The sequence below is a fragment of the Bacillus sp. FSL M8-0350 genome (assembly GCF_038593345.1).
Lineage (GTDB): Bacteria > Bacillota > Bacilli > Bacillales > Bacillaceae > Bacillus > Bacillus safensis.
In genome coordinates, this window is record NZ_CP151985.1 from 301,515 (window position 1) to 324,920 (window position 23,406).

General features: G+C 43.9%; 21 protein-coding genes. 18 read left to right on the forward strand and 3 right to left on the reverse strand.

Annotated features, from left to right (window positions below):
• Positions 1–30 precede the first annotated feature (30 nt).
• Both NSS80_RS01645 and NSS80_RS01650 read left to right on the forward strand, forming a co-directional pair.
• A complete protein-coding gene (locus NSS80_RS01645) occupies positions 31–783 on the forward strand; it encodes an alpha/beta hydrolase (RefSeq protein ID WP_041116554.1) in 753 nt (250 codons plus the stop codon).
• A gap of 110 nt (positions 784–893) precedes the next feature.
• A complete protein-coding gene (locus tag NSS80_RS01650; protein ID WP_041116555.1) occupies positions 894–1,616 on the forward strand; it encodes an SDR family oxidoreductase in 723 nt (240 codons plus the stop codon).
• Positions 1,617–1,664: 48 nt separating this feature from the next.
• Here the strand turns inward: NSS80_RS01650 and NSS80_RS01655 are convergent, their stop codons facing one another.
• Positions 1,665–2,792: a M20 peptidase aminoacylase family protein gene (locus NSS80_RS01655; RefSeq protein WP_041116557.1), complete on the reverse strand. Its 1,128-nt coding sequence runs from the start codon at positions 2,790–2,792 to the stop codon at positions 1,665–1,667.
• A 153-nt stretch (positions 2,793–2,945) separates the two neighbouring features.
• On the opposite strand from NSS80_RS01655, the gene NSS80_RS01660 reads away from it, so the two are divergent.
• From NSS80_RS01660 to NSS80_RS01670, 3 genes are all read left to right on the forward strand, one after another.
• Positions 2,946–4,376 (forward strand): YfcC family protein, encoded by a 1,431-nt coding sequence (locus tag NSS80_RS01660; protein WP_034283233.1) that lies wholly within the window; start codon positions 2,946–2,948, stop codon positions 4,374–4,376.
• Between the two features lie 217 nt (positions 4,377–4,593).
• A complete protein-coding gene (locus NSS80_RS01665) occupies positions 4,594–5,541 on the forward strand; it encodes an L-lactate dehydrogenase (RefSeq protein WP_034283234.1) in 948 nt (315 codons plus the stop codon).
• A gap of 43 nt (positions 5,542–5,584) precedes the next feature.
• A complete protein-coding gene (locus tag NSS80_RS01670; protein ID WP_041116558.1) occupies positions 5,585–7,207 on the forward strand; it encodes an L-lactate permease in 1,623 nt (540 codons plus the stop codon).
• 44 nt (positions 7,208–7,251) lie between these two features.
• Here NSS80_RS01670 and NSS80_RS01675 read toward each other — a convergent pair whose 3' ends face one another.
• Positions 7,252–8,241: a LacI family DNA-binding transcriptional regulator gene (locus NSS80_RS01675; RefSeq protein ID WP_034283236.1), complete on the reverse strand. Its 990-nt coding sequence runs from the start codon at positions 8,239–8,241 to the stop codon at positions 7,252–7,254.
• Positions 8,242–8,350: 109 nt separating this feature from the next.
• Between NSS80_RS01675 and NSS80_RS01680 the strand changes: the two genes are divergently transcribed.
• From NSS80_RS01680 to NSS80_RS01710, 7 genes are all read left to right on the forward strand, one after another.
• Complete coding sequence (locus tag NSS80_RS01680; RefSeq protein WP_034283237.1) at positions 8,351–9,676, forward strand: DegT/DnrJ/EryC1/StrS family aminotransferase; 1,326 nt, start codon at positions 8,351–8,353, stop codon at positions 9,674–9,676.
• The gene (locus NSS80_RS01685) at positions 9,651–10,517 is read left to right on the forward strand and encodes an HAD-IIB family hydrolase (protein WP_211043915.1); all 867 of its coding nucleotides are present in this window, start codon (positions 9,651–9,653) and stop codon (positions 10,515–10,517) included. Before NSS80_RS01680 ends, NSS80_RS01685 begins: the two co-directional genes overlap by 26 nt.
• Positions 10,514–11,560, forward strand: a complete 1,047-nt coding sequence (locus tag NSS80_RS01690) for a Gfo/Idh/MocA family oxidoreductase (protein WP_041116562.1) — start codon at positions 10,514–10,516, stop codon at positions 11,558–11,560. The genes NSS80_RS01685 and NSS80_RS01690 overlap by 4 nt, the downstream gene beginning before the upstream one ends.
• Before the next feature lie 54 nt (positions 11,561–11,614).
• Positions 11,615–12,805: an MFS transporter gene (locus NSS80_RS01695; RefSeq protein ID WP_342498395.1), complete on the forward strand. Its 1,191-nt coding sequence runs from the start codon at positions 11,615–11,617 to the stop codon at positions 12,803–12,805.
• Between the two features lie 92 nt (positions 12,806–12,897).
• The gene (locus NSS80_RS01700; protein ID WP_024424337.1) at positions 12,898–13,527 is read left to right on the forward strand and encodes a LysE family translocator; all 630 of its coding nucleotides are present in this window, start codon (positions 12,898–12,900) and stop codon (positions 13,525–13,527) included.
• A gap of 305 nt (positions 13,528–13,832) precedes the next feature.
• Positions 13,833–14,216 carry a UPF0715 family protein gene (locus NSS80_RS01705; protein ID WP_034283242.1) on the forward strand — a complete coding sequence of 128 codons (384 nt, stop codon included), beginning with the start codon at positions 13,833–13,835 and terminating at the stop codon, positions 14,214–14,216.
• Between the two features lie 191 nt (positions 14,217–14,407).
• Entirely contained in the window at positions 14,408–15,166 is a 759-nt protein-coding gene (locus NSS80_RS01710) for a YqcI/YcgG family protein (RefSeq protein WP_034283243.1), read from the forward strand.
• Here NSS80_RS01710 and NSS80_RS01715 read toward each other — a convergent pair.
• The gene (locus tag NSS80_RS01715) at positions 15,161–16,477 is read right to left on the reverse strand and encodes an amino acid permease (protein WP_034283246.1); all 1,317 of its coding nucleotides are present in this window, start codon (positions 16,475–16,477) and stop codon (positions 15,161–15,163) included. The two genes, NSS80_RS01710 and NSS80_RS01715, sit on opposite strands and share 6 nt — an antisense overlap.
• 112 nt (positions 16,478–16,589) lie before the next feature.
• On the opposite strand from NSS80_RS01715, the gene NSS80_RS01720 reads away from it, so the two are divergent.
• The 6 genes from NSS80_RS01720 to NSS80_RS01745 all read left to right on the forward strand — a co-directional run bounded on the left by NSS80_RS01720 (position 16,590) and on the right by NSS80_RS01745 (position 23,393).
• On the forward strand, positions 16,590–17,186 hold the full coding sequence (locus NSS80_RS01720; RefSeq protein ID WP_034283248.1) for an urea carboxylase-associated family protein: 597 nt from the start codon (positions 16,590–16,592) through the stop codon (positions 17,184–17,186).
• Between the two features lie 198 nt (positions 17,187–17,384).
• A complete protein-coding gene (nadE, locus tag NSS80_RS01725; protein ID WP_034283250.1) occupies positions 17,385–18,206 on the forward strand; it encodes an ammonia-dependent NAD(+) synthetase in 822 nt (273 codons plus the stop codon).
• A gap of 317 nt (positions 18,207–18,523) precedes the next feature.
• Positions 18,524–19,381, forward strand: coding sequence for a citryl-CoA lyase (locus NSS80_RS01730; protein ID WP_080769807.1), 858 nt, complete (start codon positions 18,524–18,526; stop codon positions 19,379–19,381).
• A complete protein-coding gene (locus NSS80_RS01735; RefSeq protein WP_041116568.1) occupies positions 19,378–20,811 on the forward strand; it encodes an aldehyde dehydrogenase family protein in 1,434 nt (477 codons plus the stop codon). Before NSS80_RS01730 ends, NSS80_RS01735 begins: the two co-directional genes overlap by 4 nt.
• 9 nt (positions 20,812–20,820) lie before the next feature.
• The gene (aroD, locus tag NSS80_RS01740) at positions 20,821–21,594 is read left to right on the forward strand and encodes a type I 3-dehydroquinate dehydratase (RefSeq protein WP_041116571.1); all 774 of its coding nucleotides are present in this window, start codon (positions 20,821–20,823) and stop codon (positions 21,592–21,594) included.
• A gap of 38 nt (positions 21,595–21,632) precedes the next feature.
• On the forward strand, positions 21,633–23,393 hold the full coding sequence (locus NSS80_RS01745) for a thiamine pyrophosphate-binding protein (protein WP_041116573.1): 1,761 nt from the start codon (positions 21,633–21,635) through the stop codon (positions 23,391–23,393).
• Positions 23,394–23,406: the final 13 nt, after the last annotated feature.

Consider the following 23,406-nt stretch of genomic DNA (forward strand, 5'->3'; position numbering starts at 1 on the left):
TCTTATATAGAAGGATGGAGTTGTCGGGCGATGGATAAGTCAATCATGATTTTTCTGCATGGTGGAGGAGTAAGCAGCTGGATGTGGCAGGAGCAGGTTGAAATATTGAAAAACACGTATGAATGCTTTGCCCCTGATCTCATTGGACACGGGACAAGAGCAAAAGAACAGATATTTTCAATGAATGAAAGCACCCAAGAAGTCATCTCATGGATTAAGGAAAACGCGAATGGCCGTCAAGTGATTCTGATTGGATTTTCTTTAGGTGCGCAGATTGCCGTTGATGTGTTATCAAGAGAACCACATATCGTAGACATAGCTGTCATCAATAGCGCCCTTGTGATGCCTTTGCCATGGCTCCACTTCATGGTGAGACCCCTCTTGCCACTGACGTACCCATTATTAAAGAAAGATTGGTTTATTCAGCTCCAAGCCGAAAAGATGGGGCTCCCACAACATATACTGCATCATTATGCGGCGGAATCGAAACATCTGCAAAAGAAAACCCTTCTTACGATGTTTCAAGAGAACCTCCATTACAAGCTCCCAGACACGTTTCAGCAAGCGAAGGCTCGCATTCTTGTCACAGTGGGAGAAAAAGAAAAAGGCATCATGAAACGGTCAGCCAAAAAAATAACGAATTCACATCCGAAGGCAACAGGGGTCATCGTTCCCGGTATTGGACATACATTTACTTTTGAGAAGAAAGAACTTTTTACAGAAATGATCAAAAGCTTTATAGAGGCACGTGCATTACCAGCCGAATTAAAGGAAATCCAGTAGCCGTCTCAATTATTAAGTGAAGACGAGCATAAAAGGGGCGGTGGTCTCTTAAAATCTATATGATATAGGTATAAAACGCTTTCAGTTTGTGTGCCCTAGAAGGAGGAGCTATGAGTAAAAACTATATCATATTCGGTGCAAGTCAAGGATTAGGAGATGCTTTTGTAAAGGGTCTTCCTTCAAGTGGAGATACAGTTTGGATTGTGTCGCGAAGTGAACCAAGCAGTTTGAACATAGATGACGGTGTACATAGAATTTGGCTGAAAATCGACTTATCAAGCCAAACGTATATCCCTTATATGCTCGAAGCACTTGAGAACAAGACGATTGATGTACTCATCTATAACGTCGGTTTATGGGAAAAACGAGGCTTTGAAGACGATTATTCCTTTGATCACGATCAGCCAGAGGATATTGCACATTTAATCAATGTGAATGTCACCTCAACCATTACGTACATCCAGGCACTGCTTCCGCACGTAAGGAAATCGGAGAATGGAAAAATCATCGTCATTGGCTCAACGGCGGGTCTCGATCATACGAACCTGCCGCAGGTCTCGTTTGTTGCATCTAAATTTGGCCTGCGCGGAATTGTGAATGCACTGAGAGAGCATGTGAGGAAAGATAAAATATCCGTCACCTGTATCAATCCAGGAGAACTTGCGGCGGAGGTTCCGTATGAAGATGGAGCCGAAAAGGCCATCACTCTTTATGATGAAACGAGAATCCCTGTTCAGGATATTGTGGAGCTTGCGAGATGTGTGATTCATTTATCAAGGGTATCTTGCGTGAAAGAAATCAACGTTCCAGCCATGGCAGATCTGAATGCGTAATATAAAGCAGACCACCCGCCCTGAAGAGAAGGCGGGTGACTTTTTCATTTATGATGTATGCTGCTGGAGTGTTTGATAGACAGCCTCGGTCAAAATCTCAATGCCAGTAAAGATAGCAGAGCGGTCGAAGGTCATATACGGATGATGAAGACCGGGCTTTAAATCACAGCCTAAACCGAGCATCGTGGATTTGATATGCGGAAGCTTTGCTGCGTAAAAGTGAAAGTCCTCTCCACCTGTTGTGACGATCGGGGGATCAAGCTGCTCTTTGCCTAAAACCTGTTCAATTGCATGAGACATGATCTGGACAGCTTCTTCATTTAAGGTGGCGGCAGGCAGACGATGGTCTGTTGAAAGTGTAATGGAAGCGCCAAAGGCATCCGCTACAGAATGAACCGCTTTTTCAATTTCTTTTTCTAGTTCATCCATCACTTCGTTTGTTTGTGCCCGTACATCTAATGTAAAAGAGGCTTTGCCTGGGATGATGTTTGAGCTGCCCCCGCCAGCATGTAAATTGGTCATTTTGACAGAATGCGCGACTCTTGGATCGACATGGATATGCGCGAGTCTCTGCACGAGGGTTGAAGCCACTTCTATGACGTTGACGCCAAGGTGTGGACGTGCACCGTGCGCTTCCTCGCCAATAATGGTGCCGACGTAATGATTACTTGATCCGTGCAATATAGCAGGAGCGCAGCGTCCGTTTAATGTTTCTTGGATTGGGCGCACATGTACGCCATATAAGTAATCGACATCTGCGAGCACACCTTTTTCAATCATTTTCAGCGCACCGCCGCCTCTTTCCTCGGCAGGCTGAAAGATGAAACGGATCGTGCCGTTCGGGCGTTCTTTTTCCTTTAATGCCATGAAGGTGCCGAGAGCCATTGTCATGTGTGCATCGTGGCCGCATGAATGATTGGCTTGAAACTCACCATCTACTTCCTGCCAAAGTGCATCAATATCGGCTCTCACAGCGACCACTGGTGCGCCTTCTCCAATTTCACCGATCACCCCTGTACAGTCGTCAAATGTTTGAGTTTTGCAGCCCAATTTTTTCAATATATCTTCAATATAAGCAGTCGTTTCTGTTTCTTCCCAGCTGATTTCTGGATGGGCATGCAAGTGTTCAAAGATGTCTGTCACGGTTTGTTTCATTTCGTTTGTCAAAGTTGTCATGAGAAGCCTCCTTGCTGACAGATAATCTGTCAAAACATTATTTTAGTGAAATAATATTGATCTTAAATATCAACAGTGTTTATAATATAACACATCATTTGATTATTCTGAAAATTAAGTGAAATTCCGATCGGGACAAAGGGGTTTTGACACATGAAAACAGCGACAGTATCAGCACCAGAGAAACAAAAACGAAAACTTCAAATGCCGGATGCGTATGTTCTCTTATTTATGATTGCACTGATTTGTACAATAGCAACGTATTTTGTACCAGCGGGTGAGTTTGACCGAAAGACATCTGGGGAGATCACGACAGCCGTTCCTGGCAGCTATCACCGTATTGATCAATCACCAGTGAGTCCAGTTGGCTTTTTCACAGCGATACAAGAAGGAATGGTAGGGTCCTCTTCTATTATTTTTCTGATTCTATTTACGGGCGGAACCATTGCCATTTTGGAGAAGACAGGTGCTATTAACGGGATGATTCACCATGTCATCAGCCGGTTTCAAACGAAGCAATTATTGTTTATTTGTATTGTTGGGGGATTATTTTCAGTCCTTGGAACGACCGGAATTGTCGTGAATTCTGTCATTGGGTTTATTCCAATCGGCATCATTGTGGCACGATCCTTGAAATGGGATGCTGTAGCAGGAGCCGCTGTCATATACATCGGCTGTTATGCAGGGTTTAACGCAACGATTTTATCTCCATCTCCATTAGGTTTATCACAAACAATTGCAGAGCTGCCGATCTTTTCCGGCATCGGCCTGCGTGTCATTATTTATCTTTGTTTTCTTATTTCTAGTATTGTGTACATCTATTTATATACAAGACGTCTGAAGAATAAAGAAAAGGGAAGCATTCTTGGCGATCAATGGTTTCCTGCTAAGGGGCTTGGCGGAGCCGATGCGGAATCTGTGGACAAGCCTGCATTTACTGGCAGACATAAGCTGATTTTAGCGGTGTGCGGATTGTCACTTGGAGGTTTCTTATATGGCGCACTTCAGCTTGGCTGGACCGATAAGGAAATGGCGGGTGTGTTCATTTTTATGGCTATCGTCGCTGGACTGCTCGGCGGATTAGCTGCCAATGATATTGCGAAAACGTTTATTATCGGATGCCAAAGCCTTGTATACGGCGCACTTATTGTTGGGATGGCACGCTGTATTTCGGTCATTTTAGAAAACGGGAAGCTGCTTGATACAGTGGTCAATGGCTTGGCGAGTATGCTGACAGGCTTTAGTCCCATCGCTGGTGCGATCGGGATGTATATTGCGAGTGCGCTTCTTCACTTTTTGATTTCATCAGGATCAGGAGAAGCCGTTGTCTTTATCCCAATTCTTGCGCCGCTCGCTGATTTAATGGGCATCACAAGACAGGTAGCTGTAGAAGCGGTAATGCTTGGTGAAGGGGTGGTCAACTGTATCAATCCGACTTCCGGTGTGTTGATGGCTGTGCTTGCTGCAAGTGGTATTCCTTATGTAAAGTGGCTGCGTTTTATGGTGCCGCTTGCCCTCATTTGGTTTGTCATCGGTCTTGTGTTTATTTGTATCGGGGTCATGATCAACTGGGGACCTTATTAATGATGTATGAAGCTGCCGACGAGTGTTTGGCAGCTTTTTTCTTGTGGAAATATGTATGGAGGCAGCGCTTTGAAAGCACAATAAATGTGTTCACAAATTCGCTACATATATTTTTTGAGCAACCCCCTTGCAAAAGTTTGTGAAATGTTGCACAATAAGAATGTGAAATACTTCACATAAGAAAAACAGCCTAGTTTTACTCAGGAGGATGAGATAAATGACAAACGAAAAAGTAAACAAAGTAGCCCTTATTGGAGCAGGTTTTGTCGGCAGCAGTTATGCCTTTACATTAATAAATCAAGCAATCACAGATGAATTGGTTGTCATCGATTTGAATCAAGACAAAGCAATGGGTGACGTGATGGATTTAAACCACGGAAAAGCATTTGCGCCGCATCCTGTGAATACATGGTATGGAGATTATGAGGATTGTAAGGATGCAGATATCGTCTGTATCTGTGCTGGTGCAAACCAAAAGCCAGGTGAAACAAGACTTGACCTTGTTGAGAAAAATTTAAATATATTTAAAGGCATTGTAGAAAACGTGATGAAAAGTGGATTCGACGGTATTTTCTTAGTGGCCACAAACCCAGTCGATATTTTGACATATGCGACTTGGAAATTCAGTGGTCTTCCAAAAGAACGAGTGATTGGCAGTGGTACGACGCTTGATACGGCAAGATTTAGATACATGCTCAGTGAGTATTTTGACGCAGCGGCACACAACGTGCATGCGTACATCATTGGCGAGCATGGAGATACAGAGCTTGCTGTTTGGAGTCATGCAAATATTGGAAGTGTACCGATTACAGAATTAATGAAGAGAAATGATCAATACAAACAAGAAGACTTAGATGAAATCATGGAAAATGTTCGTCATGCCGCTTACCAAATCATTGAGAAAAAAGGCGCCACTTATTACGGTGTAGCAATGAGTTTAGCCCGCATTACAAGAGCGATCCTGCACAATGAAAACAGCATTTTAACTGTCAGCACTTACTTAGATGGAGAGTACGGAGCAGAAGATGTCTACATTGGTGTACCTGCCCTTGTGAATCGAAATGGCGCAACAGAAGTAATGGAGCTTGCATTGAACGACACGGAGAAAGAAAAATTTGCACACAGTGTGAATGTGTTGAAAGAGATTTTGGCTCCTCATTTTTAATCAATCAAAAGCAACCTATCTGAGCAGAAAAGGATGAATCACTATGTGGCAGCAAATATATGATCCGTTTGGTAATGAATTCGTCAGTGCATTGGTGGCAATGCTCCCAATCTTGTTTTTCCTTCTTGCATTAACCGTTTTTAAGCTAAAAGGTGTTTTAGCCGCTTGTTTTACCTTAATCGTCAGTTTTGTAACAGCTGTTTTCTTCTTTCATATGCCAGTTGAAAAAGCATTATCTGCTGTGCTGCTCGGTATATCTAATGGGCTGTGGCCGATTGGATATATCGTCATCATGGCGGTATGGCTCTATAAAATTGCCGTGAAATCTGGTAAGTTCGATGTCATTCGTTCTAGTATTGCAGGAATCTCTCAAGATCAACGTCTTCAGCTCTTATTAATTGGTTTTAGCTTTAATGCATTTTTAGAAGGAGCTGCTGGGTTTGGTGTACCGATTGCGATCAGTGCTGCTCTCTTAACAGAGCTTGGGTTTAAACCGCTGAAAGCTGCGATGCTCTGCTTAATTGCCAATGCTGCGTCTGGTGCATTTGGTGCTGTAGGCATTCCAGTGATTACAGGGGCGCAAATGGGCAATATGACGCCGCTTGCGTTATCTCAAACCCTTGTATATACGATCCCGTTTATTTCATTCTGTATTCCGTTCCTCCTCATTCTGATTGTAGATGGATTCAAAGGAATCAAAGAAACGCTGCCAGCCTTGCTGGTTGTGAGTGGAACCTATGCCATTTTGCAAGCTGTCACAATGGTGACGATGGGACCTGAGCTTGCCAATATTATTTCTGCCTTGGCAAGTATGGGAGTTTTAGCTTTATTTCTTCGGAAATGGCAGCCAAAACACATTTATCGTGAAGAAGGAGCGCCAGATATTGAACAGAAACAAACGTATCGCGGCGTTGAAATACTGAAAGCATGGTCTCCGTTCTATATTTTAACTGCTGTTATTACGGTATGGAGTCTGCCGGCATTTAAAGCATTGTTTGCTGTAGGAGGACCGCTTAACTGGACGACCATTTTAGTGAAAATGCCATTTTTACATCAGCAAATTGTGAAATTACCACCAATTGCCCAAACGGAAACACCAATTGATGCGATCTTTAAAATTGATGTCATCAGTGCAACGGGTACTGCCATTCTGATTGCGGTCATGCTGACTGGACTGTTTAGCAGACATATTACATTAACAGAAGGCGCTGTCTGCTTAAAAGCAGCGGTGAAAGAGCTTTGGGTTCCTGTTCTTACTATTTGTTTTGTCATGGGCTTTGCTAACCTGGCAAACTTTGCTGGACTAAGTTCAGCCATTGGACTTGCTCTTGCCAAAACAGGCGATTTGTTCCCGCTTGTCAGCCCGGTGCTTGGCTGGATCGGCGTGTTTATTACGGGATCTGTCGTGAGTAACAACGCCTTATTCGGTAACCTTCAAGCGGTCACTGCTTCTCAAATCGGCTCACAAGCAGGTTTGTTAATTGGGGCGAATACGACCGGTGGTGTGATGGCGAAATTAATTTCTCCACAATCTATCGCTATCGCTACAGCAGCTGTTGGAGAAACAGGGAAAGAATCTGAGCTCTTCAAAAAAACCGTGAAGTACAGTTTCATTCTGCTCGGTATTGTATGTATATGGACATTCATTCTTGCTCAATTTGTATAGGTTGATAGACTAAAAAAGACTGAGAGAGATCTCAGTCTTTTTCTTTATGTAGATTCTCTTGTCACGAGCCGGGTAGGCAGCTGGATATGTTCACGCTGCAATGGTTTTTGGTCTTGCAGGAGTGCGATCATTTGCTGTACAGACCGCTGGCCAAGCTCTACGATCGGTATGTCAATCGTGGTGATCGTTGGAGCTGTCACCTCACATATGTCTTGGTTGTCATAGCCGATGACCGCTAGATCCTTGGGAATTTGATAGCCATATGAAATGGCCTGTTTAATGAGTCCTGCTGCGACTTGATCATTGCCGGTGAAAATGGCATCAGGCGCTTCCTTCATGTGATGGATGACCTCCATTAAGCGAAAGCCGTCTTCAATGGTAAAAGCCTCTCCAAACAGCCAATCGTCTTGAAGCGGCAAACCGTGAGCAGAGAGTGCATCAAGATAGCCCTGTTTCCTTTGCTTCTGCGCTTCACTGCTTTCTGTATCAAAACAAAACCCAATCGATTTTCGCCCCGACCGAATCAAATAGTCCACCGCTTTATAGGCGGCTTCCCGTTCATCGTAACCAATAATCGGGATGTTTGCTGTTTGATGATATTCATTTGCCATGACAATGGGGCCGTTTGTTAAAAATGGCTCGATCTTTTCCCACTGATTTTCTAATGCCCCCAATATGACCCCATCTACTTCTTTTCTTTTTAATAATTGAAGCCCTTCAAGCTCCAATGCTTCTTGATAAAACGTCTGAAGCACGATGGCTTTATATCCTTGATCAAGGGCTTCTTTTGAAATGCCTTTAATCAATTGTGCAAAAAAAGGATGATCCACAGCTGGAACAGACACAGCAATGGTTTTTGTCTGATGTGACCTTAGTGTGCGGGCTGCTGAACTCGGTGTATATTCCATTTCTTTCATCACCTGTAAAATGAGCTGCCGCTTTTCTTCTGACACATATGGGTGATGGTTTAGCACTCTGGAAACGGTGGTGGTTGAAACCCCGCAGCGTTTGGCAATTTCATAAATTGTACACATATTAACAAATCCTTTACACAAAGTTATTGTTCTGAAATCGATAACATCATTTACAATGTGAAACAAGTTAAATATTAACAAAAGGAATTGATTAATTGGAGGGAATGGAATGCAAATATTGACGAAGATATCAGGTAAAAGCAAGGATTATCTTCCTTTGCTGGATATGATCAATCAAGGTGTTCAAGTAAAGGCCGATTCAGTTGAAAAGCATCTAGCAAATGAAAAGCTGGTGACGTTCCTTGAGCAAGATATAGAGCGCACAGGTTTGGAAAAAATTCTCTTCCATTATAAACAAAATAAGGAAAAAAAGATACCGTTTCTGCCAGTTGACAAACTGATTTCAGAAGATGAAATCGATGATATTATGCTGGTGCTGAAGGAAGTATTGAGCTCTGGTCGTTTTACTTCAGGGCCATATATTCCGACGTTTGAAAAGGCGATTGCAGAGTACTTAGGGAAAAAATATGTCATTGCCACGTCAAGTGGAACAGATGCATTGATGATCAGTCTCATATCAGCAGGCGTCCATCCAGGAGACGAGGTGATTTTGCCGGCCAACAGCTTTGCTGCAACAGAAAATGCAGTGCTCGCCATTGGGGCTGTTCCGGTATATGCCGATATTGATCCTGAAACCTACTGCCTCTCACCGAGCGAAATAGAGAAGCATATCACAGATAAAACGGTATGCATTCTACCGGTTCATTTATATGGAAAGCAAGCGGATATGAAGGAGATTTCGGCGATTGCGAAACAGCATGGGCTGAAAATCATTGAAGACGGATGTCAAGCGATTGGCAGCAGCGGCCTTGGCGCTTATGGAGATGGACTTGTTCTCAGCTTTAATCCATACAAAAACCTTGGGGTCTGCGGAAAGGCAGGAGCCATCGCTACAAATGATGAGGCCCTAGCGGAAAAATGCATGGAGATCAGCTATCACGGCTTTGAAGCTGGAAAGAAAAATGTCAAACGCAGTGACTACGGCTTTAATTCGAAAATTGATAATTTGCAGGCAGCGATCGGACTTGAACGAATGAAGTATTTAGGATTGCAAAACTTTAAACGTTTTTATTTAGCCAAGCGCTACATTGACCAGCTGCAACCGCTTGAGGATGAAGGATACATGAAGCTTCCGAAGCTGACGGATGATCATGTCTGGCATCTATTCCCGATCAGAGTGCTGAAGGGAGACCGCGATGAACTGGCAGCGAAATTGCTGGAAATGGGCATAGAGACAGATGTCTATTACCCGGTTCTATCGCATCAGCATCAAACAAATCTTGTTTCTCAAAAATATAGACAAACGACACTTCCACACACGGAAAAAGCAGCACAGCAATTACTTCATTTGCCGCTTTATCCAGGAATGCCGCTGCAAGATCAGGAGAAGGTCATCGAGGGGGTTCAACATGTTATCAAGTCTTCCATTCAATAAAAAACTGCTGAATCAGCCGAAGAATCCGCAGTGGATCGTCTTCTGTGACTTTGATGAAACGTATTATTCTCACGGAATGACAGAGGAGCAGAGAGAGGATATCAAGCGGCTGGAAGCCTTTGTAGCAGAAAAGAGTGAAACGGGACAGCTCTTGCTGGGCTGGGTGACGGGAAGCAGTCTCGATTCTGTCACGAGCAAAATGGAAAAAGGCGGTTTTCATCAATTCCCGCATTTCATTGCGTCGAACTTAGGGACTGAGATTGTATATACATCGGATGCTCATTTTGGACAGCCAGATGCAGAGTGGATGAAGCGGCTGGATGCGCAGGGCTTTTCAGATGAAAAAATCGAAGACATCCTAAAAACTATCCGAGAAAAGGGAATTTCCCTTAGGCCGCAAACGCAGCTGGGCAGCTCAGGGTATAAGAAGAATTTCTATTATCAGGAGCAGGATGAGCGGACGGATCTTCATCATCTATCATTTATCCAAACACTGGCTAAAGAGCGAGGCGTGGCGGTCAACATCAACAAATGCAACCCGCTTGCAGGAGATCCTGCGGATTGCTATGATGTTGATTTTTTACCAGTCGGAACAGGGAAGGATGAAATTGTACGTTTTATGCTGAACCAATATGATTTATCGAAAGATCAAGGCTTTGCCTTTGGTGATAGTGGGAACGATTTGCGGATGCTTCAATCCGTCACACACGGTTTCCTTGTCCAAAATGCGACAGCCGAAGCCAAACGGCACCATCACCAAATTTGTCATCATGGGTATGCAAAAGGAATCTATGAAACACTGAAAACAGTGATGTATAAACATGAGGAGGCACATTCATGAAGAAAATTGGAATTGTTGGAGCAGGGAATATTGCAAAAGCACATGCAAGAGCATTATCAACGATCAAAGGTGCAGAATTATCCGGTGTCTATGATTTGCATGAGACGGTCGCACAGGGATTCATTAAACAGTACGGCGGACGTGTGTATTCAAGTATCGAGACACTGGCAGATGCATCTGATGGATTGATTATTGCATCTCCTAATTTTTGTCACAAGGACCATGCCCTTCAGTCGCTAAGAGCAGGACAGCCGATTTTATGTGAAAAACCGATGGCTGTGTCGCTGAAGGAAGCGAAGGAAATGGTGGAGACAGCCAAACAGTTCCAAGTTCAAGCCAGTATGGGCTTTAACTATCGTTATTTATCCTTTGTGAATATATTGAAAAACTTGATTGCTAACGGTGAATTAGGACGCATTTTAACTGTTAGAACTCATTTTAAGAAAAACAGTGCCCTCAGAAGAAAGACATTTTCATGGAGAGACAGCGGCGAAAGTCTGCGTACGAGCGGTGCACTAGGGGATCTTGGCATTCATTTGATTGATATGCTGTGGTACTTATTTGGCAGTGAAATGAAGAAAGAATCACTTAACACCAAGATGCTGACACATGTAAAGGAAAAAGAAGAGAAAAAGGTTCAGGTGGATGATCATACCGAAATTTTCGGGCAGATGGAGAATCAAGTGTTCTTTCATTTGGTGACATCCAAAAGCACGCAGCCTGAGGAATGTGGATTTAGTGTAGAAGTCGTTGGACATGACAAGGTATTCAAATACCATACGAACATGAAAAACGAATATGAAATCAGTGATGGATTGTGTGTGGAGCGTCATCAAATGCCGCAAACTTTGCTGACAGATCCGCCAAATGAATTTTACGGATGGTCCGATACATTCCGCGATCAGCTGATGCATTGGGTGAATACTGATCCATACCCATCTCATATGAAGGTCGCTGATTTTGAAGATGGTTATCGCGCGCAGGCTGCGCTCAATACATGCTTTGAGAGGGAAGAGGCAGTCGTCTCTGCCCAGGCATATTAAAGAGGTGGAGCGGAGGATGTGATGACTCCGCTCCTTTTTAGAGGAAGTGAAAAGATGAAAAAGGTATTTTATTTTGGCTGTGTCTTTTATTTTTTTATTGGGACCATTCATGTGTTTTTTGGCAGCTTAACGCCTTATTTGCTGTCGAGTTACGATAAAGGCCCCGGGGAATTATCATCTTTAATTTTTTTTCAGTTTATTGGTTTTTTGACAGGCGTTCTGTTATCACCCATTCTAGTGAGAAAAAAAGGCTATGGCACTGTGCTGACCATGGGTCTTTTGCTGATGATCGGCTCACTTCTGCTGGGGCTATTGGTGCCGGGCTGGACAACGCTTGTGCTGGCAGGTTTTTTTCTTGGGAGCGGCGCAGGCAGTCTTGAGACAACAGCTGGTGCATATGTCATTTCGATGGCAAATAGTGCAAAGCGAATCAGTATCATGGAGGTCTTTTTTGGATTAGGTGCGCTTTTATTCCCGCTAGTGATTCTGCTGACTGTCACAGAACAGACATGGCAGTATGTGTTTTTATTTCAGGTGGGTGCGCTGACATTTTTCCTTATGCTTTGGCTTGTTTTTATGAACAAGCTGCCTCATGGGCAGATGGATGCTCCTTCCACAGGAGGGACGAGGAAACCGTCCTTGCTTGTTGATCGAAATAATCGAATGATTGTGGTGATCATGATTTGCTTTGCCTTTTTCTACGCAGGGATTGAAACGAATTTTGCGAACTTTTTGCCGTCGATTATGCTGGAAAAAGGGGGAGAAAATTGGGGCCTCTTTGCGGTCTCTACTTTCTGGACAGCGATCGTCATCGGCAGAACCGTGATTGCGAGAAAAGCCGATCAGCTGCATCCGCTGCGTTTTTTAAAGCTAAGCGCATCTCTGATGATTCTGCTGCTTGTGGTATTTGCTCTGACAACCCACATCGCTGCGCAGTTGATCCTCATCTTTTTCATCGGCCTTTGTGCAGCTGGCATGTTCCCAATCGCACTGACAGCATCTGCCTTAATGATTGAAAATGCCATCGATGAGGCGACGAGTTATTTTATTGCAGCCGCAAGCTTAGGCGGAGCCTGCTTGTCCTTTTTGATTGGATTTAGTCTAGAATGGGCAGGAGCGGCAAGTGCCGTCTTTGTATTTGCCTTCTTAGCTGTTCTTCTGTTTGCAGCTGCGATTCAAATGAATCGTTCTAAGAAAAAAGAAACAATACACGCGCAGCAGTCGGCACTGAAAGCAGACCGCTAAGCATCCGCCTGAAATGATGACAAAGGACTTGTACTAAAACGCAGAAAGTTTGAATAACATGTACAAGTCAGCATCAAAAGGAGGACGTCTATGTGGCGGTGTTTTTTGGTTATATCTTTTTAGGGTTGTCACTTTCAGCGCCTGTTGGGCCAGTCAATGCAGCCCAAATCGACAGAGGGATTAAAAGTGGATTTTGGCATGCGTGGATTTTTGGTGTAGGGGCTATGGCTGCGGATATTGTCTATATGCTTCTCATCTATTTTGGTGTCGCCCAGCTTTTGACTGCACCTCTTGTAAAAACCTTTTTGTGGCTGTTCGGCTTTTTCGTTTTGACCTATACCGGCATTGAAAGTCTGCGTAAAATCAATTTGCAGGAGAGTCCGAAAAAAGACAGCGAAAACACATCAATTGGCAAATCGTTTATGACCGGATTTTTCATTTCTCTTTCTAATCCGCTCAGTATTTTGTTTTGGCTTGGCATCTATGGCAGCATCTTAGCCAATACGATCGAAAAGTATGGAGCTTCCCAAATGCTCATGTACAGTATGGCTATTTTTATCGGCATGCTGATCTGGGATTTCAGTATGGCGCTGCTTGCTAGTTCGTTTAGGCGTTATTTAAGTGAACGTGTTTTACATGGCTTATCTGTTCTTGCAGGTCTATCTTTACTTGGTTTCGGCGCCTATTTTGGGTATCAGGGGATCATGGCGTTGATTGGGTAGAAAACAGACTGACACATTCAGTCTGTTTCAGCGTGTAGACAAACCCTCGCATTCTTTGTCAGGTCTGCGCTCCGGTGCTCACGAATGTCAAATTCGCTCTGCTCCGATGCTCGCTCTTCCTAGACTGCAAAGGTTTTCTATCACGCTGAATAGAAGACAAAGGGCTAAAATAAAGATCATTTTAGTCCTTTGTCAATAATCTGAAGCAGACTGACACATTCAGTCTGTTTTTTTGTAAGGATTGACAGACATAACACATTCTTGAATAATGGTGGAATATTAAATGGTTTGAAGGAGCTTCTGCTATGCGTATGTTTTTGCCAGTATTCAACTATGTGTGTATGCTGATTTTATCAGTCATCACAGCAACATTCGTTTATACGTTTTTATTCATGCCGCCTGAAGTGGGCTTTAGTTATGTGGAGATGACCAGCCTGTTCATTTTGTCAGCTTATGTCATTTTTGCTGCACCGATTCAGTTTGTTTTACACCGGCATCCTAAGAGGTTTCGAAGCCGTGACTTACTGATTTATTTTATTGCGGCATGGCTGGTTTGTTCGGCTTTGGCTTTATGGATTGATTATGGGCTTGTTGTGTTCATGAGCTATAAAGTCTATCTGTTTAGCTTCTGCGCAGCCCTTATTTATTGGGTGCTGGATTCCGTTTTTTTGATGAATAATCGATCGTAGGTATGGCGAAAGGCTCTCTATTAACTTACACTAGTCTGATCATACATAATAGAATTAAAGAAACAAATACCTGCTCAATTTGAATAGAAACCCCATTTTGTCATGCGCTAGGAAAGTCGTGGAAGGACAGTCACCACAGCCATTTGCACCTCATAGGCTATGGAGAAGACGCTAAAACGAGGTGTAAAGAAATGGCCCAGCTGTATGCAAAAAGTTGCCTTGATCAAAATCTACGATCACTAGAAGAATGGAAGCAGGATGCTTTCACACGATTTGGCAAGATGGTAGGAGATGAAGCCGATACATTCCCATGTGTACCCGGAAGACAGGGATTTTTTCTCGATCATTTACGCTATGGGTTTGTCGGCGACCCTAGGAAAGAGGAAGCGGTTGATGAATTAGCCCAGCTGCTGAGAGAATATCAAGGCTGTGCGAAAGAAACCGGTCAATATGCTTCATTTATCTGTTTTTTTGAAACACCGCAGGACTTACAGGAAAGTTCGCTTGAAGAGTTTGAGCAGCAGTTTTGGTCGCTGCTTCAGCGGCTGCATCATAAAGATGAAGAACCGTGGCCTGAGGAGATCCCATTAGATACTCATCATCATGAGTGGGAGTATTGCTTCCATGGTGAGGCGTATTTTATTTTGTGTTCCACACCTGCTCATAAGCTCAGAAAAAGCCGCCACTTCCCTTATCTCTTGATGGCATTTCAGCCTAGGTGGGTGTTTGAGAAAATGAATGGATCGACCAAGTTTGGACAAAAAATGAGCCAGCTCGTTCGCAAGCGGCTCAAAGCATATGATGAGGTCAGTGTTCATCCATCATTAAAATGGTACGGGGATCCGACCAATCATGAATGGAAGCAATACTTTCTCCCAGATGAAGAGGCGGAGAAACCAGCCTCCGCCAAATGTCCATTTACTGCATTAAAAAACATGATGAAATTATGATGCGGTCTGATCCTGCTTCCACTTTTTCCTCATAAATAGCACCATGATGGCAATCACTGCAATGATCCCAAGGCTGATAAAAAAGCCAGGTCGTCCGCTTGCCTCCGTTAATGTGCCTGATACAGCGGCTCCAATTAAGAGCAGCGCAAGAATCATTTCGCACGTTTGGCGGGTGGATGGCTTGGATAGCTTTTTACTTGAGAACAGAATAAAAATCCATGTGTACAGCAGGGTAAGACCGGCTGCTGTTGTGAGATGCTCGTAGATGTGTTTGGACAAAAAGAGTGCAAGCAAAATTGAGACAATTAAGCCAGCAGCAGTTAAGATAATCGAAGACCATCTCACATGCGATGGATCTTTTTGTTTAAAACAAGCAGGTGCATCCTGATGCTCTGACATTGTGCCGAGCAGCGTTGTGACCGCATAGAGAGAGGCAACCAATGTCGAAAAACCAGCAATAATGAAAATGCCATTAAAGATATGAAGAAAGATCGATAAATGAAACGGCTCTAATGAAGTAATAAATGGACTGCTGTTCTCATTAAAGGCTGTCACTGGGACAAGCAAGAGAGCAAGTCCGATTGAGACGATATAGATGACTGCTAGAATGATCAGCATGACACGTCCAGCTTTTGCCGCATCCTTCGGGTCCTTTAAATGAACCGCCATCAGCCCCATGACTTCAATTCCCCCAAATGCATAAAATGCGTAAATCAATCCATTCCAAAGACCAAGTGGACCAAGAGGCATCCATTCGTGATCCTTGTTAGGCAGATGAAGGGTCGGTTTATGTTCTGTCAAAATGCCGAATAATACAAGCACCGCAAGAATCATAAATAGAAAAATCGCCGCTGTTTTCAGTACCGCAAGAACATTTTCTGTCTTTTGAAAAGAAGAAAGCCCAATGATAATCACGAGCAGGGCAAGAGCGGAATAAATCGCAGAAAACACCCAAAGCGGAACAGAAGGAAACCAGTGGCGGGTAAACAGAGAAATGGCGGTTAACTGACTTCCTGTAATCAGCATTTCTGCAAACCAATACACCCAGCCATTGCTAAACCCTGCCCAGCGTCCGTATGCTTTACGAGCATAGGAACAAAATGACCCTTTATCAGGATTATCAGCTGTCATCGCAGCTAAATGTTTAAAGACGAGATATGTTCCGACTGCAGCAAGCAAAAAAGAGATGCAGACGGAATAACCGGATTTTGTAATGGCGATGCTGGAACCAAGGAAGAACCCAGTGCCAATTGTACAGCCGACTCCGATGAGAGAAAGCTGCCACCAAGATAAAGATTGTTCTTCTTTCAATGCAAGTGCAACACCTTTCTATTTCAATGACATTAGCTTGTGACCGCCTCTTTTTTTTATACATGATCAAGGGGACATTTTGGGCATACTGTCATGGAAAGGAGTGCATGTGATGAACGGAGAACACGTCATTTTACCAAAGGGTAGACTCGGCTTTCGTTTAGGAAAAGGCCAATGTATGCGAGTGGTTGATGTCGAAGGCCAGCAAGTAGCAGATGTGATGGCCTATCATGAAAAAGATTTTTATGAAAAATTTGACCAAGGTGCGACGATGGACAGTTTGTTCTCGTCTAAAGTGAAAAAAGGCGATAAGCTTTATTCTAATTTATATAAACCGATGTTTACGATCATTGAAGATACAGTAGAATGCCATGATTTATACATGCCCGCCTGCCGGCAAGAGATGTATCAGCTTTTATACGGCCGGACGCACTTAGAGGTCATGCATACATGCTACGACAATTTGCGGACTGCCTTTGAGCCCTTTGGGATTCCAAAGGAGGATATGTACTATCCTTTTAATGCCTTTATGAATACAGTCATTGATGAAAAAGGAAAGCTGTCTGTCGAGCTGCCAAAATCACTGCCCGGTGACTACATTCGCCTGCGGGCTGAAATGGACCTCATTGTGGCCGTGTCTGCATGTCCTGCTGATATTGGGAAGTGTAATGGATCAAGCTGTACATCCATACGGGTAGAAATCGATTAAAAAAGAAAAGGACCAGTCAAAAAAGACATGGTCTTTTTCACTTGTGAATGTTTGATTATCTAAGAAATAGGGGAACGTCTAACAAAATGTTCTTGATGAAAACATGGTATAATGAAGATTCAAAAAACGTTATTAAATCAATGAATTGTGAGTAAAACCTGTTCTCTTCATGTAGAGGATGCTTAGGAGGAAAAGTGTATGAGTTTGCAGAAAAAGATCAGCCAAGAGTTGCATGTGCAGCCCTCAATTGACCCAAAGCAGGAGATCGAAAAACGGGTTGGATTTCTAAAAGAGTACTTGAAAAAAACTGGGGCAAAAGGATTTGTTCTCGGTATTAGCGGCGGGCAGGATTCAACGCTTGCCGGACGTCTTGCACAGCTTGCTGTCAGTGAGCTTCGTCAAGAAGGAAAAGAGGATGCGGTCTTTATTGCGGTACGCCTTCCGCATGGTGTGCAGCAGGATGAAGATGATGCACAGCTCGCCCTATCATTTATTCAGCCAGACAAGTCGTGGAAATATGATATTGCACCTGCCGTGTCAGCATTCAGTGATCAATATCAAAAGGAAACGAACGGCCCATTGTCTGACTTTAATAAAGGAAATGTCAAAGCTCGCATGAGAATGATCGCGCAATATGCTGTCGGTGGTGAGGAAGGATTGCTTGTCATCGGTACAGATCATGCAGCTGAAGCAGTAACCGGCTTCTTCACGAAGTATGGTGATGGCGGTGCAGATGTTCTCCCGCTCACAGGTTTGACAAAACGCCAAGGCCGGGCGCTACTCGAAGCGCTAGAAGCACCGGAGCGCCTGTATTTAAAGAAACCAACAGCCGATCTGCTGGATGATAAACCTCAGCAAACGGATGAAACAGAACTCGGCATTACGTACAATGAAATTGATGATTACTTAGAAGGAAAACCAGTCTCAGATCAAGCAGCAGAAGCGATTGAAAAGCGTTATGTTCAATCAGAGCATAAACGCCAAGTACCCGCTTCCATGTTTGATGACTGGTGGAAATAAAAAGAAACCTCTCCGATGATGGAGAGGTTTTTTTATGTCGAATTTCAAGTGGATTTGACAAAATAACCAAAAATTCATTAAATTAGTAGAACGATATACTTAAGTCCATTTAACTAAATATCGATTTTTTTGATCAAAAAAAGCAAACATAATTAGTTCGATTCACTTAATTTCACTTCTATTGACAGTATTTTCAGAAAAAATAATTGACGAACAAAAAGAATGCGCTTACAATGAAACTACATTCCGAAAAGTGAAATTAGATTCCACTGAATGGAATAAAGGGGTGATTCACCTCCAAATAAGAAGCTAAAGGAATGATTCACACAATGAAAAATCGAAGTGCACTGGAAATTTACAAAGAGGGAGGCGCATGGTGGGAGACTGAGATTAGTCATATTCAAAAAAATTCAATTGAACTACGAGGGTATCCGATTGAAGAACTGATTGGTGAATTGTCGTATCCACAAATGCTCTATTTACTGCTTGTTGGTGAATTATTGGATGATTCAAAAGCAGCTCTTTTTGAAAGTGTTCTTGTCGCAGGTGCGGACCATGGACCAAGAGCGCCATCTATTGCAGCAGCTAGAATGGCGGTGACTTGCGGCATTTCGTTTAATTCCTCTGTTGCAACAGGGGTGAATCTATTAGGTGACATTCATGGCGGAGCCGGAGAGAAGGCCATGCGTATGTTATACGAGGCCAAAGCGGTCTACGATGATCAAAAGGATATACAGGCTGCGGCAAAGCAAGTGTGTCAAACATGGTTAAATCGCAAGGAAAAAATCCCGGGAATCGGCCATCAGCTTCATGATGATGATCCGAGGGTGAGACGTCTATATGAGCTGAGTCACACACATGTCCAGCAAGGTCTTATCAGTGGCACATATTTAAGGTTAGCCGAAGCGATTAGACATGAGCTTGAACAACTGAAAGGGAAGAAAATCACGATGAATATAGATGGTGTATCTGCTGCCATCCAATGTGAATTAAACATTCCAGCAGAAGCAGCAAAAGGCATTTTTTCCTTATCCAGAGGAATGGGCATCGTGGCGCATGCATATGAGGAGCTCACAAAGGGAGCCCTCGTGAAAGGACCTTGTCCGAATGAAGAAAGATTGGTTCGTTATGCAGGACATGGAACGCGGCACTTGAAGGAGGGAGAAAAAATTTGAGTGGTTTAAAAGCGTTGTCATATATAAACGGCGAGTGGCTGGATACCGGTCGTGTGAAAACAGATATCATCAATCCTTACTCAGGAGAAAGGATCGGTACATCTTATCTCGCCTCATCAGAGGACATAGAACAGGCACTTTCTATTGCGCAGCAGGCTAAAAAACAAATAGCGGAAATATCGGCAATCGAACGCTCAAAGCTTCTAACAAAAGCAGCCACCTTGCTTGAAGAACAAAAAGACCATTTTGCAAAACTGATTTCGCTGGAATTAGGCAAACCGCTTAAAAATACAAGAGATGAAGTATCGCGATCAATTGAGACGCTGGCGCAGTCTGCGGAAGAAGCGAATCGATTAATAGGTGAGACCATTCCTGGCAATGTATCATCACGTGGACAGGGAGCAATGGCCATGACATTTAAAGTACCAGTCGGAGTTGTGCTGGCGATTACCCCTTTTAATGCACCGCTCAACTTAATTTGTCACAAAGTCGGTCCGGCCTTTGCGGGAGGGAATGTCATCATTTTGAAGCCCGCACCGCAAACATCAGCTGTTGCCACAGCATTTGTCAAACTCCTTCTCGAAGCAGGATTTCCTGAGGCTGGTTTGCAGCTTGTGATTGGCGGGGTCGAGGCCGGGAAACAGTTAGTCACTGATGAAAGAACGAATCTCATCTCTTTTACCGGCGGGGCTGCCGGAGGCGAACACATTACAACCTCTGCGGGATTGAAAAAGGTACTGCTCGAACTCGGAGGGAATGGCGCGACGATTGTTCATCACGATGCAGATATTGAACAAGCCGCATCCATGTGTGCCAAAACCGGCTTTAGTAATTCCGGTCAAAGCTGTATTTCTGTTCAAAGAATTTATGTCCATCAGGAAATGATGCCGTCGTTTACTGAGGTATTAAAACAAAAAGTAGAGCAGCTTGTCGTTGGAGATCCGCTGTCCAGTGAGAGTGATATCGGCTGTATGGTCGATGTACAGGCCGCGCAGCGTGTTGAGGCATGGATACAAGAGGCAGAGAGCATGGGTGCCCACCTTTTATGCGGGGGGAAAAGAAATGGAGCGAGCATCACACCGGCTATTTTGCTAAACCCTCCGAAACAGGCCAAGGTCGTCTGTGAGGAAGTGTTCGGCCCAGTTGTCAGCATTCTCCCTTATGAGGAGCTGGAGGAGGCAATTAAAGAAGCAAATGATAGCCGATATGGTTTGCAGGCAGGGATCTTTACGAATCAGCTGGATGTGGCATTACACGCAGCAAAAGAGCTTGAAACTGGCGGGGTTGTCATCAATGGGACATCGAATTTTAGACTGGATCATTGGCCTTATGGCGGGATTAAGCGAAGTGGCCTTGGAAGAGAAGGTCCGCGTTTCGCCATTGAGGAGATGACCGAAACCAAAATGGTCGTGCTTCCACAGGGTCTGTGAAAGGGGCGTTTGGATGTGAATGCATTTCAGCAAAAGGTAAAAAGTGTGCAGGCAGGCGGTCAGCCAATGATTTGTACGCCGCTCATCGGACAAACAAAGGAAGAATTATTTCATGAGGTCGAGGTGTTAACTGAGAAAAATCCTGATGTGATAGAGTGGCGGGCGGATTTTTTTCATCACCTTCATGACAAGGAACAAGTGATAGAAACTCTTAAGGGAATGGTAGAAAAGGCAAAGGGTATCCCATTTTTATTCACGATTCGCTCTGAAAAGGAGGGCGGCGAAAGTATATCACTCTCAGAATCTGAGAAGGTTTCTCTGCTTGCCGAGCTTTGTTCCACTCAGCTTGTGGACGCCGTTGATTATGAATTGATGCATGATGTGACACATATACAGCAAGTCAGTCAGGCGGCTAAAAGAAATGGGATCACCTTGATTGTGTCGTATCACGATTTCCAGCGTACCCCTGAGGTAGATCGTCTCGTGCAGCTATTCGTCAATGCAGAATCAGTCGGCGCCGACATCGCAAAGATCGCAGTGATGCCGCATTCCTATGACGATGCATTAACACTGCTCTCGGCGACCAGCCATGCGAAAAAGCAGCTGTCAATTCCCGTTATTTCAATGGCAATGGGAGCATACGGGGCTTTTACAAGAATGATTGGCGGGCTTTTTGGATCTGTCATGACCTTTGCTGTAGGGAAAGAAAGCTCAGCTCCCGGGCAAGTGGCGATACAGGATTTGAACAATGTTCTATCTATTGTGTTTTCAAAGAATAAGTGAGTAGCAGATTCATAGCTGCACCGTGAGAGGAGAGAAACATGAAGAAGAATATTTCTACACAGGTTATTCAGTACTTAGAAAATCGGGGAGTCGAGCATATTTTCGGTCTCTGCGGTCATACGAATATTGCTTTTTTATCAGCGCTTGAAAAAAGCTCGATTCAATTTGTAAACGTCAGGCATGAACAGATAGCGGCACATGCAGCTGATGGTTATGCGCGGGCAAAGAAACAGACGGCTGTTGTTCTCAGTCATCTAGGACCCGGACTCACTAATGCGGCAACAGGGGTAGCGAATGCAGCACTTGATTCCATTCCAATGGTTGTCATTGCAGGAGATGTCCCAAGTCATTATTACGGAAAGCACCCACATCAAGAGATCAATCTTCATTCCGATGCCTCTCAATACGAAATTTACCGGCCGTTTGTGAAAAGAGCATGGCGAGTCGATATTCCAGAATTATTTCCAGAGATTTTATCAAAAGCATTTCAGTTAGCTGAAAGCGGCCGTCCTGGCCCGGTGCTTATTTCTGTTCCAATGGATGTGTTCTCAAAGGACCTAGATGTGTCCTTGTTTGAACAAATCAACCATCATACACACACCATTGAAAAACCTTCTATTGATGATCAAACGGCCAATCGGATATTGGATCGACTGCTGCAGGCAGAAAGACCGCTCTTATATGTAGGGGGAGGCATTATATTAGCTGATGCAGCTGAAGAATTAAAGGCATTTTCTGACCATCTGAGTATCCCTGTCGCCCATTCTTTGATGGGGAAAGGAGCCATGCCGGATGATCATCCAATGACTCTTGGAATGACAGGGTTTTGGGGGACAAAATTTATCAATGATCAGTGCAAAGAAGCAGATTATATATTGGCTTTAGGCACGCGTTTTGCTGAAGCTGATGCGAGCTCGTGGGAATCAGATTATACGTTCCGCTTCCCATCAACCAAGCTCATTCATATTGACATTGACCAGAATGAAATTGGACGTAACTATCCTGTTGAAATTGGAGCAGTAGCCGATCTTAAGCAAGCCTTGACTGTACTCAATCGAGTTGCGAGAGAGAGACTGCCAAAAGGGCTGGATCGTCCTGAATTGAAAAAGGAAATTGCGTTATATCGTAAGGATTTTCAGGCTAGCAATCTGACGAATGTTCAAGATGAATCCTTCCCAATGAAGCCGCAGCGTATTTTGCAGGAAGTACGGGAAGTATTGCCGCCAGATGCCTTTATTACAACGGATGTTGGCTGGAACAAAAATGGGGTCGGACAGCAATTTCCTGTGCTCACGCCAGGTACCATTTTAACGCCAGGCGGCTTTGCAACGATGGGATTTGGAGCACCTGCCGCACTTGGGGCAAAGATTGCCCAGCCTGACCGTGTTGTTGTGTCACTCGTTGGAGACGGCGGCTTCGGTCAAAATCCATCCGTTCTTGCAACAGCAGTTGAAGAGAACATTCCTGTTGTGTGGATTGTGATGAATAACAGTGCATTTGGAACAATAGCCGGTTTGCAAATGGCGCACTATGAAACGACGTACGGCACTGTTTTCAGAAAAGGTGGAGAAAGCTATTCACCGGATTTTGCTGCCGTTGCGAGAGGTTATGGGATGAAGGGGATTAAAATCACCTCTGCTTCTGAATTCAAAGAAGCTTTAGCTGAAGCCATTGCTTCTCAGGAGCCTTGCGTTATTGATGTAGCGATGAAAAATGATCCTGTTCCTACGGATGGACATTGGAATATTAATGACATTTATTCACCAAATTCAAAGCGCTCACATGTCAGCGTGAATTAAACAGAACGAGGGA

Excerpts from the sequence above, each read along its gene's own strand:
- NSS80_RS01685 (WP_211043915.1), top strand. The coding sequence starts at position 9,651 with ATGTTATCAAGTCTTCCATTCAATAAAAAACTGCTGAATCAGCCGAAG.
- NSS80_RS01730 (WP_080769807.1), top strand. The coding sequence starts at position 18,524 with ATGATTCACACAATGAAAAATCGAAGTGCACTGGAAATTTACAAAGAG.
- NSS80_RS01705 (WP_034283242.1), top strand. The coding sequence starts at position 13,833 with ATGCGTATGTTTTTGCCAGTATTCAACTATGTGTGTATGCTGATTTTA.
- NSS80_RS01670 (WP_041116558.1), top strand. The coding sequence starts at position 5,585 with ATGTGGCAGCAAATATATGATCCGTTTGGTAATGAATTCGTCAGTGCA.
- NSS80_RS01665 (WP_034283234.1), top strand. The coding sequence starts at position 4,594 with ATGACAAACGAAAAAGTAAACAAAGTAGCCCTTATTGGAGCAGGTTTT.
- NSS80_RS01645 (WP_041116554.1), top strand. The coding sequence starts at position 31 with ATGGATAAGTCAATCATGATTTTTCTGCATGGTGGAGGAGTAAGCAGC.
- NSS80_RS01745 (WP_041116573.1), top strand. The coding sequence starts at position 21,633 with ATGAAGAAGAATATTTCTACACAGGTTATTCAGTACTTAGAAAATCGG.
- NSS80_RS01695 (WP_342498395.1), top strand. The coding sequence starts at position 11,615 with ATGAAAAAGGTATTTTATTTTGGCTGTGTCTTTTATTTTTTTATTGGG.
- NSS80_RS01660 (WP_034283233.1), top strand. The coding sequence starts at position 2,946 with ATGAAAACAGCGACAGTATCAGCACCAGAGAAACAAAAACGAAAACTT.
- NSS80_RS01710 (WP_034283243.1), top strand. The coding sequence starts at position 14,408 with ATGGCCCAGCTGTATGCAAAAAGTTGCCTTGATCAAAATCTACGATCA.
- NSS80_RS01650 (WP_041116555.1), top strand. The coding sequence starts at position 894 with ATGAGTAAAAACTATATCATATTCGGTGCAAGTCAAGGATTAGGAGAT.
- NSS80_RS01675 (WP_034283236.1), bottom strand. The coding sequence starts at position 8,241 with ATGTGTACAATTTATGAAATTGCCAAACGCTGCGGGGTTTCAACCACC.
- NSS80_RS01720 (WP_034283248.1), top strand. The coding sequence starts at position 16,590 with ATGAACGGAGAACACGTCATTTTACCAAAGGGTAGACTCGGCTTTCGT.
- NSS80_RS01690 (WP_041116562.1), top strand. The coding sequence starts at position 10,514 with ATGAAGAAAATTGGAATTGTTGGAGCAGGGAATATTGCAAAAGCACAT.
- NSS80_RS01680 (WP_034283237.1), top strand. The coding sequence starts at position 8,351 with ATGCAAATATTGACGAAGATATCAGGTAAAAGCAAGGATTATCTTCCT.
- NSS80_RS01655 (WP_041116557.1), bottom strand. The coding sequence starts at position 2,792 with ATGACAACTTTGACAAACGAAATGAAACAAACCGTGACAGACATCTTT.
- nadE (WP_034283250.1), top strand. The coding sequence starts at position 17,385 with ATGAGTTTGCAGAAAAAGATCAGCCAAGAGTTGCATGTGCAGCCCTCA.